This is a genomic window from Pseudophaeobacter sp. (genome assembly GCF_048267565.1).
GTDB classification, from domain to species: Bacteria; Pseudomonadota; Alphaproteobacteria; order Rhodobacterales; family Rhodobacteraceae; genus Pseudophaeobacter; species Pseudophaeobacter profundi.
In genome coordinates, this window is sequence record NZ_JBLWXG010000011.1 from 54,423 (window position 1) to 67,646 (window position 13,224).

Consider the following 13,224-nt stretch of genomic DNA (forward strand, 5'->3'; position numbering starts at 1 on the left):
TGGCGATGTTTTTAGCCCTGACGGGAACCATGGTGATCGCCGGGATCACCGGCTATATTGCCGAGAAAAGCGGCTTTACTCAGAATGGCTATCTGGCGTCGATCATCATCTGTATCGGCGGAGCCTTTCTGTTTTATTTCATGCGGATCATGTTCGGCCTTGGCTTTGTATCGCCGGGGGTGAACGCCATCCTGTCCTCTATCGGTGCGCTGATCATAGTGCCGTTCCACTGGCGCCGCTGAGGGAGAGCTTTCATGGCTATTATCTTTCTGATCATCATTGGCGCTGCGGCAGGCTTTCTGGCAACGCGGATCATGGGGCTTGAGCTGGATATCATCTCCACTGTGGTGATTGGCATCGCGGGTGCATTGATTGGCGGGCTGGTTTTGCGGATGCTGCTGTCGGTGATGGGGATGATGGCCGGGCTGGTGGGCGCGGTTCTTGGGGCGCTGGTGCTGATCTGGCTTTGGCAAGTCTATGTCAAACGCTAGCAGCACGGGCTGACGTGATCTGCCCAACCGGGCTGGCCTGGCCTAGCTGCGCGGTGGGCGGCTTTTGTAGACAGGTAGATGCCAGCCAAAAGCGATAGAGCCCGCCCGCAACCCCCAGCACACGCCTGCGCAGAGAATAAGCGCCAGCCCCGATGTGATGCCAAGTGAAATTGCGGCAACGGCGACAATGGCCCCGATCATGGCGCAGCTGATGTATAGCTCGCCTTGTTTCAGCACCAGGGGGACCTCGCCCACCACCACATCACGCATCAAACCGCCAAGGCTCCCGGTGGCCATGCCCATCAAGACGACGATGACGGCGGGTTTGCCCATCGACAGGGCCGCGCCAGTGCCGGCAGATACCGCGATAGCAAGGGCAAAACTGTCCAGCCAGATCACCCAGCGCAGGCGGCTTTCGACAAGATGGGCGGTGAAGAATACCACCACCGCCGCACCGGATGCCAGCAGAATGAAATTGGGATCACCGACCCAAAACACCTGATCGCGGTTCAGCAACAAATCCCGTACCGTGCCGCCGCCCACCGCCGTCAGGCAGGAAATGAAGGCAAAACCGACGATATCCAGCTGCGCCCGGCTGGCCACCAGCGCCCCGGTCAGGGCAAAGACCAGAACCGAGGCGTAATCCAGCAGGGTGACCAGGGTCATGGCTGTCTCTCCCGGATCCCTGTCGCGCCAGTCATGCTTTTGATTTGCTCTTTTTGAAGGGGGCCATGCCCGCGCGGGCGAGCTCATCCGCGCGTTCGTTCTCGGGGTGGCCTGCGTGGCCCTTGACCCATTCCCAGGTGACCTGGTGGCGGTTTTGGGCGGCATCAAGGCGCTGCCAAAGCTCGACGTTTTTCACCGGCTTTTTGGCGGCATTCTTCCAGCCGTTCTTCTTCCAGCCAAAAATCCAGCCGGTGATGCCGTTTTTCACATAGTTGCTGTCGGTCACCACGGTCAGCGTCGAGGGCCGGTCCAGGCTTTCCAGCGCATTGATGGCCGCCAAAAGCTCCATCCGGTTGTTGGTGGTATTGGCCTCGCCGCCCTTCAGTTCTTTTTCTTTGACCACGGTATCGCCGTCCATGGCCCGCAACAGCGCACCCCAGCCTCCGGGGCCGGGATTGCCGGAACAGGCACCATCGGTATAGGCATAAAGTTTAGCCATGGGTCGCCACCGAAATCCAGCGGGCCATCTTGCCGTCCAGGCCTTCGCCCTTGCCATAAGAACAATCCAGCACGGTAAAACCGGCAGTCTTGAGCAGATTTTTCAATTCATCTTCCTTGTAGTAGGTATAAAGCCGCCCCAGGGTGTCGCGGGCCTCGCCCTTACCCAGCTTCAGCGCGATATAAAAGGCACCTTTGGGTTTGAGGCTGCACTTTATCGCTGCCAGATGCAGCGGCAGGTCCTGGCGCGGGGCGTGCAACAGGCTGAAGTTGGCCCAGACCCCATCATAGATGGCGTCTTGTGCGAGGTCGCAAAAGGTTGCCTGCCAGGCGGTGACGCCGTCTTGGGCATTGGCCAGCGCAACCATTTCGCGCGAGGCATCCATGGCATCTGCCCGCAATCCCGCCTTGGCCATCACCAGGGCAGAGGTGCCGGGGCCACAGCCAAGATCCAGCACGCGCCCGCCTGTGGGGCAGGCAGCAATGAAGCTCTGCAGGCGCGGATCCTGCAACAGATGATCGCGATTCCTGGCGGCATAATCCGCTGCGCGGGTGTCATAGATCTGCAGGGTTTCGGGATCGCTCATCATCGGACCTCTAGGCGCGTTCCAGGGCCAGGCGGGTGGCAAGACCGGCAAAAATGGCGGCAAACCCCCGGTTGAGCCAGGTCACCACGGTTTCAGAGCCAAGCACAAATTGCCGGGCCTGGGCGGCAAAGACCCCATAGAGCACAAAGACCACAAAGGTGAGCGCCATGAAGACCGCGCCCATCGCGCCCATTTCAAGTGTCGCGGATGCGGGATCCCCCGACAGAAACGGCGGCAAGAGTGCCAGAAAGAAGATCGACAGTTTTGGGTTGAGGATATTGATCAGGGCACCGCGTTGGGCAATGCGCAGGCGTGCTTGCGGCTTGGCCTCCGAGGTGATGCTGAGCGCTCCGCCTGCGCGCAGGGCCTGCCAGGCCAGATAAAGCAGGTAAAGCACCCCAAGGGTTTTGACGATCTGAAACAAGACCGCCGAGCTGTGCAGTACCGCAGCCAGCCCCAGCGTCGCAGCGGTGAGATGGGGCAGGATGCCAAGGGTGCAGCCCAGGGCGGCCCAGATTGCGGCGCGCGCCCCTTGGCCAAGCCCCAGTGCAAGCGTGTAGAGAACGCCAGTGCCGGGGGCCAGAACAACCACAAGGGCGGTCATCAGAAACTGTGTCGAAATCATCAGTATATCCCTTTGCGATGCGCGTTTGGCCAATCGGGCATTGGGTGCAGCCTAGGTGCAAGCGGCGCAGCCGTAAACCGGCGGGGGCACAAAAGCCTTCACGATCCTGCGCGCCCGCAGCAAGGCCAGGCGCGCATGCAGGCAGGTATGGACGGCGCTGGGCGGGTTATGCCGAGGGGGTGATCGATGTGTCAGCTGATTGACGCAACACCCGCGGCACCTTGAATTCAACGCGTTCCACCGCAGTTTCGACCACCTCGACCGAGACATCAAACCGGGTGCGAAAGGCGTCGATCACTTCATTCACCAGCAGCTCTGGCGCCGAGGCCCCGGCGGTGATGGCAATGCTTGAGATCCCTTCCAGGGCGCGCCAGTCGATGTTTTCAGCCCGCTGCACCAGTTGGGTGTACTGGCAGCCCGCCTTGGCGCCAACCTCGACCAAACGCCGAGAGTTGGAAGAATTGGGCGCGCCGACAACCAGCATGGCGTCAGATTTGGGCGCTACGGCCTTCACGGCCTCTTGCCGATTGGTGGTGGCGTAGCAGATATCTTCCTTGTGGGGGCCGATAATGGCCGGAAAGCGCGCTTCGAGGGCGGCAACGATGCCCTTGGTGTCATCCACCGAGAGGGTGGTCTGGGTCACATAGGCCAGACGCTGCGGGTCGCGCACCTGCACTTCAGCCACATCTTCGGGGGTTTCCACCAAAAGCACCTCGCCCGCAGGCAGCTGGCCCATGGTGCCGATGGTTTCAGGGTGGCCCTTGTGGCCGATCATGATCATTTGCAGCCCCTGTTCCGCATGGCGCTGGGCTTCGATATGCACCTTGCTGACCAGCGGGCAGGTGGCATCGACATAGACCATCTGGCGCGCTTCGGCGGCGGCGGGCACGGATTTGGGCACCCCGTGGGCAGAAAAGATGACCGGCCGGTCTTCGGGGCATTCTTCCAGCTCTTCGACAAAGACCGCGCCCTTGGCCCGCAGCCCATCGACGACAAACTTATTGTGCACGATCTCGTGGCGCACATAGACCGGGGCGCCCCATTTTTCGAGCGCCAGTTCCACAATCTTGATGGCGCGGTCCACACCGGCGCAGAAACCGCGCGGCGCGGCCAGATAGAGGGTGAGGGCAGGTTTGGTCATCGGCGTCTCCTTGTGGGCAGAGGTAAGGCGTTGCCGCCGCAAGGTCCAGTCTTGTGGCGGCAGTTTAATGCGCGGGGCTGGCGGGTCTCAGGCGCAGGGCTAGGTTGGGATGCCGCACTTGATCAGAAGAAAAGGATTATTTTAACGGCTCTGGTTCATGGTCGATTAACGGCCGATTCTGGGCTGCATTAAGTCTGGGCCCGCCCTGAGAATTGGTTGAGAGTATTTCGTATGGTTGACGAGACGTTAGCAAGCTGTGTGCCGGAAGAGGTGAGCCAGGTCGGCAAAGGCACCAGTACCAGCAAGCAGAAATTCATGGATCGCCAGTATCAGGTCACCATGGAGCGCCGGTTTCGCACGGTGAGGATAACCTGCAGAGCGGTTATCGCGCTCGCCATCGCCTGGATTTCTGTCGGATTTTTCATGGGTGCGCCTATCGTGGTGTTCAACGCGGCGGTGGCCATCACCGGCTGCGTTGTCGCGCTGATCCTGCTCCAGACCCGGTATACCCTGCTGGCGCGCGTGCTGTGGTATCTGATTAGTCTGGTGGCGGTGATGGGAGCGGTGTTTTCCATGCCAGAGAACAGCAATGCAGAGTTCTTTTTTGCCGTCCTGTTGGGGGGGCCTTTCATGACCTTTTCCATGCGGCGCGAAAAAACGGCGATCTATCTGTTGCTGGCAAGTGCCCTGTCCTGCTGGCTGTTAATCCGCTATCTGGGGCACGACTATTTTGGCCCGCCGGTGCTGGATGATGAGATTTCCGCATCCTATCTGTCTGGGGGGATTCTGGTCACGATTTTCACAATCTTCATCGTTGAAATGATGGCCTTCGGTCGTATGGCTGAAAGCTATAGCGATGATCTGCTCGACGCGCATCAGGATGAAGCCAAGGCGAACCAGGCCAAGAGCGACTTTCTGGCCGCGATGAGCCATGAAATCCGCACCCCGATGAACGGGGTTCTTGGCATGGTAGAGGTGCTGGGCCGCACGGAGCTGTCGCCAGAGCAGCGGCGCATTTTGAATACCATTCAGGAGTCTTCGAACTCGTTGTTGTGGATCATCGACGATATTCTGGATGTGTCCCGGATCGAGGCCGGCAAGATGGAACTGTTTGAGGCACCGATGCGCCTGCTGCCGCTGATCGAAGGGGCGACGGCCACCCTGCGCCCGCATGCACGCCAGATGCAGGTGGCCCTGTCGCTTTCTGTTCAGGCGGATTTGCCGGATACGCTAAAGGGGGATGCGGGGCGGCTGCGTCAGATCCTGCTTAACCTGCTGGGCAATGCAATCAAGTTTTCCGAACCAATGGAAGGCGAGGATGAGGGCAGGGTTGGGCTTCGCGTTGAAATCCGCAAGCCGGGCTGGATAGATTTCCTGATCGAAGACAATGGTATCGGCATCGAACCAGAGGTCCAAGAGGCGATCTTTGCGCCGTTTGAACGCTCTGCGATGACGTCCAAGCGGATGATCAAAGGCAATGGCCTGGGTTTGACGATCGTACAGCAGTTGGTGGCCAAGATGGGCGGCACGATTTCGGTTGATAGCAACCTAGGTGAGGGAAGCCGCTTTACTGTGCGTCTGCCAGTGCAAGAGCCGTCGGGGCCGATCAAGGCGCCTCGGTTGGCAGGTACCAAAGTGATCGCGATGATGCCGGTGGCGGGACAGGACTGTGGCTGGCCTGCCTATGTTCTGGCTGCGGACTGTGACTTGAAATGGGTGGCAAGCCGGGATGAATGGCTGGCGCAGGCGCGGCTGGTCGGGGGGGCGGCAATCTTTGTATTACCAGTCCCGGAAGATGGGGGTCAGCAGGATGCCTGGTGCCGCACACGCCTTCAAAAAGAGCTGCCGGATCTAAAGATTCTGGAGTTTAGCGCTGGGGATGCAATGCAGCAGGAACGGATAAGCTCTGACTGGGTGGTTGTTCAATCCGATCCAGTGCTTCCCAGTGACTTCTGGGAGGCACTGGACGTGCTGTCAGGGCGGGGTCATCAGCAGACCGGATCCAGGCCCCATGTGGCATCCCCGCCAGTTACGCAGGACCTGCCGGGTGGGCGCATTCTGGTTGCCGAAGACAATGAAATCAACCGCGCAGTGATCGAGAGCCAACTGGCGCTGCTGAACTGCGAGGCGACACTGACGCGCGATGGGGCAGAATGCCTCTCGGCCTGGACCAAGGGGCGGTATGATATGATTCTGGCGGATTGCCAGATGCCGGTAATGGACGGGTTCGAGCTGACCCGCGCCATTCGTAAGATCGAGGCAGAGCAGGGCCTGCGCCACACGCCCATCGTGGCGGTGACGGCGAATGCGCAGGAAGCAGAGATCGAAAAATGTCTGGCAGAAGGCATGGATGCCTTCGTGTCAAAACCGGTGACAATCGCCGGATTGGAGGCTGTGATCCGCCAGCAGCTCCCGACGCCGAATGTCAGCGATGAAACACGGCGCTGGGCGATTGGCCACAGAGGATAATCTTCTCTCGGGTATGATCCGGGCCTAGGCCGCGTCGCTTCGGGAAGAGGGAGATCCTGCCAAAAAGGCCCTAAACACGCCCGGGGTGAGTGTGGCGGGTCGAGGGCCTTTGGGAGATATAGCTTGAGGCTTCACCAAGGCTGATGCCGCACACACAGTGTTATCTTCAGGTCGTTCTGGCACCCCTGATTGCGGCACCAGCGGGTCTGTCTAGGTGCTTGGCGCGGCAGCAACAGGCCGCGTATCAGAGGCATACTCTCGCGGTGGACGACCGATGACATCTTTCAGCTCTTCCAGTTCGATGAAATTATCGGCCTGGCGGCGCAGTTCATCCGAGATCATCGGCGGCTGGCTACGAATGGTCGAAACCACAGAGACCCGCACCCCCTGGCGCTGCAGGCTGGCGATCAGCGGGCGGAAATCCCCATCGCCCGAAAACAGCACGATGTGATCCACGTGTGGTGCCAGTTCCATGGCATCCACGGCCAGCTCGATATCCATATTGCCTTTGACTTTGCGGCGGCCCATGCTGTCGGTGTATTCCTTGGCCGGCTTGGTCACCATGGTGAAGCCATTGTAATGCAGCCAATCAACAAGCGGACGGATGGGGGAATATTCATCATTTTCGAGCAGAGCCGTATAATAAAAGGCCCGCAGCATCTTTCCTCGGCGCATAAATTCCTGGCGCAAAAGCTTGTAGTCGATATCAAAACCCAACGCCTTGGCGGCAGCGTAGAGATTCGAACCGTCTATGAACAGCGCAAGCCGTTCGTCTTTGTAAAACATCCTAAAGTGTCCTTCTGGTAAATCCGCTTGCGCCAAATAGTCCGTGAGTGGATTTGATGCGGCGAAACGGGTGGACATATTGTAAGTACTTTGGCACCTGCTTCAAGTATACCGGGTTTCCTAAATGGGGTCAAAAGTGACCATTTCACGTCGAAAAGCGATCATTGCACTGGGTGGTAACTTACCTTTGGGCGGAATGTTGCCGCACGAAATACTATTGGCTGCAATTGAAGAAATTACTCCCTCTATGGGGGAAATATGTCAAGTTTCCCGGCTTTTTCAAACACCTTGTTTTCCAGCAGGGGCGGGACCCGACTATGTCAACGCGGCACTTGTGCTGGATACGAACCTAAAACCTACATCTTTAATGCACCAATTACAGGCGGTTGAGCAAAAATTTTCACGTGAGCGGGAGCAGCGCTGGGGAATGCGGACCCTGGATCTGGATCTGATTGCCTGCGGCGATTCTGTGCTTCCAAGCCCGTCCGAGTACCAGCACTGGCTTGATTTGCCGTTGGAACTACAGATGCGTCAGACGCCGCCGGAACTGATTCTCCCGCATCCCCGATTGCAGGACCGGGCCTTTGTTTTGGTGCCAATGTGTGATGTTTGCCCGGATTGGCGCCACCCCGTACTGGGTAAAACAGCGTCAGAACTCTGTGCGGCACTGCCAAAATCCGATCTAGAGGCGGTTCAGCCGCTTTAGTCGCTTGTCAACAAAAAGATTAGGGCGTAAAAGTCGCTCTTCCGGACCCACACTGATTTTGGAGAGTCGCCTATGGCCCGCGTAACGGTTGAAGACTGCGTAGATAAAGTACCAAACCGCTTTGAGTTGGTCATGCTGGCGGCCCATCGTGCCCGTGAAATCGCCGCCGGGGCAGCGCTCACGGTTGAGCGTGACAATGACAAGAACCCAGTCGTGTCGCTGCGCGAAATCGCAGAAGAGACCCAGCGCGCGGATGATCTGCGGGAACGTCTGATCGAAAACAACCAACATCAGATCGAAGTCGACGAGCCAGAAGAAGATTCGATGGCTCTGCTGATGGGCGCTGAAAACGACAAGCCAGCCGATGACGATATGTCAGAAGAAAAACTGCTGCGTGCCCTCATGGAGGCCCAGGGGCAGGGCTGATATCGGCACTCCCGATCTGAGGCTGCGGACCGGATATGATTACTCCTGAAGACCTGATCGCCCTGGTCCGCAACTACAACCCCAAGACCAATGCAGATAAGATCGCAGAGGCCTTTGCCTATGGCGAAGAGATGCACCATGGGCAGTTTCGCCATTCTGGTGAACGCTATTTTACACATCCCGTAGCGGTTGCCGCCCTGTTGACCGAACAGCGCCTGGATGATGCCACCATCATCACCGCGCTGCTGCATGACACCATCGAAGATACCAAGGCCTCTTATGAAGAGGTGGCCGCGCGCTTTGGCGATGAGGTAGCGGAACTGGTCGATGGCGTCACCAAGCTGACCAACCTGCAACTGTCCAGCCGCGAGACAAAACAGGCGGAAAATTTCCGCAAACTGTTTATGGCCATGTCCAAGGACTTGCGGGTCATTCTGGTCAAGCTGGCCGACCGGCTGCACAATATGCGCACCATCAAGGCGATGCGCCCGGAAAAGCAGGCGCAGAAGGCCCGCGAAACCATGGATATCTACGCGCCGCTTGCGGGCCGTATGGGTATGCAGTGGATGCGCGAAGAACTGGAAGACCTGGCCTTCAAGGTGCTGAACCCAGAGGGCCGCCAGTCGATCATCCGCCGTTTTGTCACCCTGCAGCGTGAAACTGGTGATGTGATCCATCGGATCACCGGCGATATGCGCGCCGAACTGGACAAGGCCGGGATTGAGGCCGAAGTCTTTGGCCGGGCCAAGAAACCCTATTCGATCTGGCGCAAGATGCAGGCCAAGGATCAGGGGTTTTCGCGGCTTTCAGATATCTACGGTTTTCGGGTGATTACCCAGTGTGAAGAAGACAGCTATCGCGCGCTTGGTTGTATCCATCAGCGCTGGCGGGCGGTGCCGGGGCGGTTCAAGGACTATATCAGCCAGCCAAAATCCAACGGCTACCGCTCGATACATACCACCGTGTCGGGGCGCGATGGCAAACGGGTAGAGGTGCAGATTCGCACCCGGCAGATGCATGATGTGGCGGAAACCGGGGTTGCGGCCCATTGGTCATATCGTGATGGCGTGCGCTCGCAGAACCCCTTTGCGGTGGATCCGGCAAAATGGATTGCCTCGCTGACCGAACAGTTTGATGCCGAGGAAGACCACGATGAATTCCTCGAGGCGGTCAAGCTGGAGATGTATTCCGATCAGGTGTTCTGTTTTACCCCAAAGGGGGACGTGACCAAACTGCCCAAGGGCGCGACGCCGATTGATTTTGCCTATGCCATCCATACCCGCATCGGTCATGCCTGCGTTGGCGCCAAGATTGATGGTATCCGGGTGCCGCTGTGGACGCGGATCCGCAATGGCCAATCGGTCGAGGTGATCACCGCCGAAGGCCAAAGCCCGCAGGTAAGCTGGCTGGAAATCGCCACCACTGGTAAGGCGCGCACCGCCATTCGCCGCGCGCTGCGCGAAGCTGATCGGGCGCGTTTTGTGAAACTGGGGCGGGAACTCGCGCGGTCTGCCTTTGAGCATGTGGAACGCAAGGCCACCGACAAGGCGCTGGAAACAGCAGCGCGGGCGCTGCGGATTGATACGGTGAATGAACTGCTGGCGCAGCTTGGGGCGGCAGAAATCACCACCCATGACGTGGTGCAGGCAGTCTATCCCGAGCTTACCCTGCAAGAAGGCGAGGTGGTGTCCCCTCGGCGGGCGGTCATCGGCCTGGAGGCCGGGCAGAGCTTTGAACGCGCGCCCTGCTGTCAGCCGCTTCCCGGAGAGCGCATCATCGGTATCACCTACCGCGGCCGCGGGGTTGTGGTGCATGCGGCTGATTGCGACCGTTTGGTCTCCTTCGAGAGCCAGCCCGAGCGCTGGATGGATGTGCATTGGCACAGTGGCACCCATGCCGCGGCCTATGGTGTCTCGCTGGAGCTGACCATTGGCAATGATGCCGGTGTCCTGGGACGAATTTGCACATTGATTGGCGAGAAGAAGGCCAATATTTCCAATCTTGAATTTTCAGATCGGAAACCAGACTTTTACCGACTGATGATAAATGTCGAGCTGAGGGATGTGGAACAGCTGCATTCGCTGATGCTGACATTGGAAGCCGAGAGCGATGTTGCCGAGGTCGCGCGCTTCCGGGAAAAACCGGAGACGCGCCAGATTTCGGGATAGGGCGCGGTTGAAACGAGGAAGGACGCAGGGCTTTGGTATTCAGGCGCCGTGATAGACGCTCGCTCCTTCGGGCGGTTGCGGATTTCATCTGGCCCCGTGGGGGCTGGAAGCGGGCGTTTCTATACGTGAAGCACCGGGTCCGCCGCCTGCCAGATTCGCCTGAACGCATTGCCCGTGGCGTCTGGGCCGGGGTCTTCACCACCTTTACCCCGTTCTATGCGATGCATTTTGTTGTCGCCGCCCTTATCGCCCGCTTGATCAATGGCAATATCCTTGCCGCGCTGAGTGGTACCTTTTTTGGTAACCCGCTGACCTATGTGCCCATTGGCATCGCGGCGCTGCAGACAGGCCACTGGATGCTGGGCACCGAATTCAACGGCGAGCTAGAGACCTCTCTGGTGGGGAAATTCATTGATGCGGGCAAGGATCTGAAAGACAACCTGTTTGCGCTGTTTTATGATCAGCCTGCCGATTGGGATGGGTTGCACCTGTTCTACGACGAGGTGTTCTTTCCCTATCTGGTTGGCGGTATTGTGCCTGGCGTGATCACTGCGACGATCTGCTACATGCTTAGCCTGCCGGTGATCCGTGCCTATCAGCAGCACCGTCGCTCGCGTATCAAGGCCAAGTTTGACGCCATCAAAAAGCGTGCCGAGCGCGAAAGCAGCGGTGTTGCCCCGGTGGTAGAGCCTGCAAAGCGCAAGCCAAAGCGAAACTTGCCGCGGGTTTGCAAGGTAAAATAGCGCGCTTGGCAAGGGGCAGGGGTTGCCCTCGGCGGTATGCCGTCTAATCTTGCGCGTGTCAGAGACGATTTCACGACAGATCACGGGATAAAAGACATGGGCCAGAATACGCTGCGATTGGGTGTAAATATCGACCACGTGGCCACGGTGCGGAATGCCCGTGGCGGTGACAATCCCGATCCGGTGCGCGCCGCCCTTCTGGCGCAGAACGCGGGGGCCGATGGGATCACTGCCCACCTGCGAGAAGACCGCCGCCATATTGTGGATGCCGATATCGATGGCTTGATGGCCGCGCTGCGCATCCCGCTGAATTTTGAAATGGCTGCAACGTCGGAAATGCAGGCGATTGCTCTGCGTCATAAACCCCACGCGGTTTGCCTGGTGCCGGAAAAGCGCGAAGAACGCACCACCGAAGGCGGGCTGGATGTGGCGGGCAATGATATAGCGCTGGCCGAATATATTACGCCGCTGCGGGATGCGGGCAGCCGGGTGTCAATGTTCATCGGCGCCGAAAAATCGCAGGTCGAGGCCAGCCACCGCATCGGCGCCCCGGTGATAGAACTGCACGCCGGTGCCTATGCCGATGCCTGGGCCGAGGGGCGTTGGGATGAACGCGATGCCGAATTGGCCAAGATTACCGAGATGGCGGCCTATGCCCATGGCCTAGGGCTGGAAGTGCATGTTGGCCATGGTCTGACCTACGAAAGCGTCGGCCCAATCGCGGCGCTGCCAGAGGTAAAGGAGTTGAACATTGGCCATTTCCTGATGGGCGAGGCGATGTTTGTCGGCCTGCCTGCGGCCCTGGCCGAAATGCGCCGCAAGATGGGGGAGGCGCGGGCATGATTGGTCCGGAATGGGCCGCCCTGTGGCTGGCATGGGTGCTGGCAGGCGGCAGTCCGGGCCCGGCGACGCTTTCCATTGCGGGCACCTCAATGAATACCGGTCGTCGCGCCGGGGTGATTTTCTCATTTGGCATCCTCTTTGGTTCGGCCTGTTGGGGGGTGGCGGCGGCGGCGGGTCTCAGCGCCCTGATGCTGGCCAATGCCTGGATCTTTGAGATTCTACGCTATTGCGGCGCGGGCTATCTGTTGTTCCTGGCGGTGAAATCCCTGGGCTCGGCCCTGACACCAAACGCGCCGATATCTCAGCGGGCCTATGGGGGCACGGCTTGGCAGATCTTCAGCAAAGGCGCGCTGATTCACCTGACAAACCCCAAGGCCATCCTGTCCTGGGCCTCGATCTACTCGCTGGTGCTACCAGCAGGCTCCGCTCCAGCGGAGGTTTTTGGCCTCTTTGCTTTTCTCTACTCGGGCTCGATCCTGATCTTCATCGGCTATGCCTTCCTGTTCTCTACCCCTGGTGTGGTCGAGACCTACATGCGGATGAAGCGCTGGTTTGAGCTGGGTTTTTCCGGCTTTTTTGGCTTCGCTAGCCTCAAGATCCTGACGGCGCGATTGGACGGATAGCGCCATGATCCTTGGCGTCGGAACAGATCTTGCCAATATCGAACGCATCCAGCGCACTCTGGACCGTTTTGGCGATCGTTTCCGCAATCGGGTCTTTACCGAGGTCGAACAGCGCAAGGCTGAAAACCGCCGCGATGTGGCAGGCACCTATGCCAAACGCTGGGCCGCAAAAGAGGCCTGCTCCAAGGCACTGGGGACGGGGCTGCGCATGGGGATCGCCTGGAAAGACATGGCGGTGAGCAACCTTGCCACCGGGCAGCCAGTTATGGCTGTCACGGGATGGGCAGAAGAGCGCCTAGCCAAGATGACGCCACCGGGCCATAGCGCGGTGATCCATGTGACCTTGACAGATGATCACCCCTGGGCCCAAGCCTTTGTGGTGATCGAGGCCTATCCAATTGCCGCACAGCCCGTTGAAACGGATGGTGGCGCTTGACTCGCGCCCCCTGCGC

16 protein-coding genes are annotated in these 13,224 nt (G+C 59.1%); 10 read left to right on the forward strand and 6 right to left on the reverse strand.

Features of this window, described 5'->3' with window-relative positions; genetic code table 11:
• The first annotated feature begins 5 nt into the window (after window positions 1-5).
• Window positions 6-242 carry a hypothetical protein gene (locus ACN0VH_RS18225; RefSeq protein WP_278924130.1) on the forward strand — a complete coding sequence of 79 codons (237 nt, stop codon included), beginning with the start codon at window positions 6-8 and terminating at the stop codon, window positions 240-242.
• 12 nt (window positions 243-254) lie between these two features.
• Complete coding sequence (locus tag ACN0VH_RS18230; protein WP_278924131.1) at window positions 255-491, forward strand: GlsB/YeaQ/YmgE family stress response membrane protein; 237 nt, start codon at window positions 255-257, stop codon at window positions 489-491.
• Between the two features lie 42 nt (window positions 492-533).
• Here the strand turns inward: ACN0VH_RS18230 and ACN0VH_RS18235 are convergent, their stop codons facing one another.
• The 5 genes from ACN0VH_RS18235 to ispH all read right to left on the reverse strand — a co-directional run bounded on the left by ACN0VH_RS18235 (window position 534) and on the right by ispH (window position 4,008).
• Window positions 534-1,157, reverse strand: coding sequence for a trimeric intracellular cation channel family protein (locus ACN0VH_RS18235; RefSeq protein ID WP_278924132.1), 624 nt, complete (start codon window positions 1,155-1,157; stop codon window positions 534-536).
• Window positions 1,158-1,188: 31 nt separating this feature from the next.
• Window positions 1,189-1,656, reverse strand: coding sequence for a ribonuclease HI (gene rnhA / locus ACN0VH_RS18240; RefSeq protein ID WP_278924133.1), 468 nt, complete (start codon window positions 1,654-1,656; stop codon window positions 1,189-1,191).
• Window positions 1,649-2,242 (reverse strand): class I SAM-dependent DNA methyltransferase, encoded by a 594-nt coding sequence (locus tag ACN0VH_RS18245; RefSeq protein WP_278924173.1) that lies wholly within the window; start codon window positions 2,240-2,242, stop codon window positions 1,649-1,651. Before ACN0VH_RS18245 ends, rnhA begins: the two co-directional genes overlap by 8 nt.
• Before the next feature lie 10 nt (window positions 2,243-2,252).
• A complete protein-coding gene (locus ACN0VH_RS18250; RefSeq protein WP_417701750.1) occupies window positions 2,253-2,867 on the reverse strand; it encodes a LysE family translocator in 615 nt (204 codons plus the stop codon).
• A 166-nt stretch (window positions 2,868-3,033) separates the two neighbouring features.
• Complete coding sequence (gene ispH / locus ACN0VH_RS18255; protein WP_417701752.1) at window positions 3,034-4,008, reverse strand: 4-hydroxy-3-methylbut-2-enyl diphosphate reductase; 975 nt, start codon at window positions 4,006-4,008, stop codon at window positions 3,034-3,036.
• Window positions 4,009-4,239: 231 nt separating this feature from the next.
• Here ispH and ACN0VH_RS18260 point away from each other — a divergent pair, with 231 nt between their 5' ends.
• A complete protein-coding gene (locus ACN0VH_RS18260) occupies window positions 4,240-6,477 on the forward strand; it encodes an ATP-binding protein (RefSeq protein ID WP_417701754.1) in 2,238 nt (745 codons plus the stop codon).
• Between the two features lie 210 nt (window positions 6,478-6,687).
• Here the strand turns inward: ACN0VH_RS18260 and ACN0VH_RS18265 are convergent, their stop codons facing one another.
• On the reverse strand, window positions 6,688-7,263 hold the full coding sequence (locus ACN0VH_RS18265) for a LabA-like NYN domain-containing protein (RefSeq protein ID WP_278924137.1): 576 nt from the start codon (window positions 7,261-7,263) through the stop codon (window positions 6,688-6,690).
• A gap of 136 nt (window positions 7,264-7,399) precedes the next feature.
• Between ACN0VH_RS18265 and folK the strand changes: the two genes are divergently transcribed.
• From folK to acpS, 7 genes are all read left to right on the forward strand, one after another.
• Window positions 7,400-7,969, forward strand: a complete 570-nt coding sequence (gene folK, locus ACN0VH_RS18270; protein ID WP_417701756.1) for a 2-amino-4-hydroxy-6-hydroxymethyldihydropteridine diphosphokinase — start codon at window positions 7,400-7,402, stop codon at window positions 7,967-7,969.
• A 72-nt stretch (window positions 7,970-8,041) separates the two neighbouring features.
• Window positions 8,042-8,395 carry a DNA-directed RNA polymerase subunit omega gene (gene rpoZ / locus ACN0VH_RS18275; protein ID WP_278924139.1) on the forward strand — a complete coding sequence of 118 codons (354 nt, stop codon included), beginning with the start codon at window positions 8,042-8,044 and terminating at the stop codon, window positions 8,393-8,395.
• A 35-nt stretch (window positions 8,396-8,430) separates the two neighbouring features.
• Entirely contained in the window at window positions 8,431-10,563 is a 2,133-nt protein-coding gene (locus tag ACN0VH_RS18280; protein WP_278924140.1) for a RelA/SpoT family protein, read from the forward strand.
• Between the two features lie 32 nt (window positions 10,564-10,595).
• On the forward strand, window positions 10,596-11,306 hold the full coding sequence (locus ACN0VH_RS18285; RefSeq protein ID WP_278924141.1) for a DUF2062 domain-containing protein: 711 nt from the start codon (window positions 10,596-10,598) through the stop codon (window positions 11,304-11,306).
• Between the two features lie 96 nt (window positions 11,307-11,402).
• The gene (locus tag ACN0VH_RS18290; RefSeq protein WP_417701759.1) at window positions 11,403-12,149 is read left to right on the forward strand and encodes a pyridoxine 5'-phosphate synthase; all 747 of its coding nucleotides are present in this window, start codon (window positions 11,403-11,405) and stop codon (window positions 12,147-12,149) included.
• Window positions 12,146-12,772, forward strand: coding sequence for a LysE family translocator (locus ACN0VH_RS18295; RefSeq protein WP_278924143.1), 627 nt, complete (start codon window positions 12,146-12,148; stop codon window positions 12,770-12,772). The genes ACN0VH_RS18290 and ACN0VH_RS18295 overlap by 4 nt, the downstream gene beginning before the upstream one ends.
• Before the next feature lie 4 nt (window positions 12,773-12,776).
• The gene (acpS, locus tag ACN0VH_RS18300) at window positions 12,777-13,208 is read left to right on the forward strand and encodes a holo-ACP synthase (protein WP_278924144.1); all 432 of its coding nucleotides are present in this window, start codon (window positions 12,777-12,779) and stop codon (window positions 13,206-13,208) included.
• Window positions 13,209-13,224 lie beyond the last annotated feature (16 nt).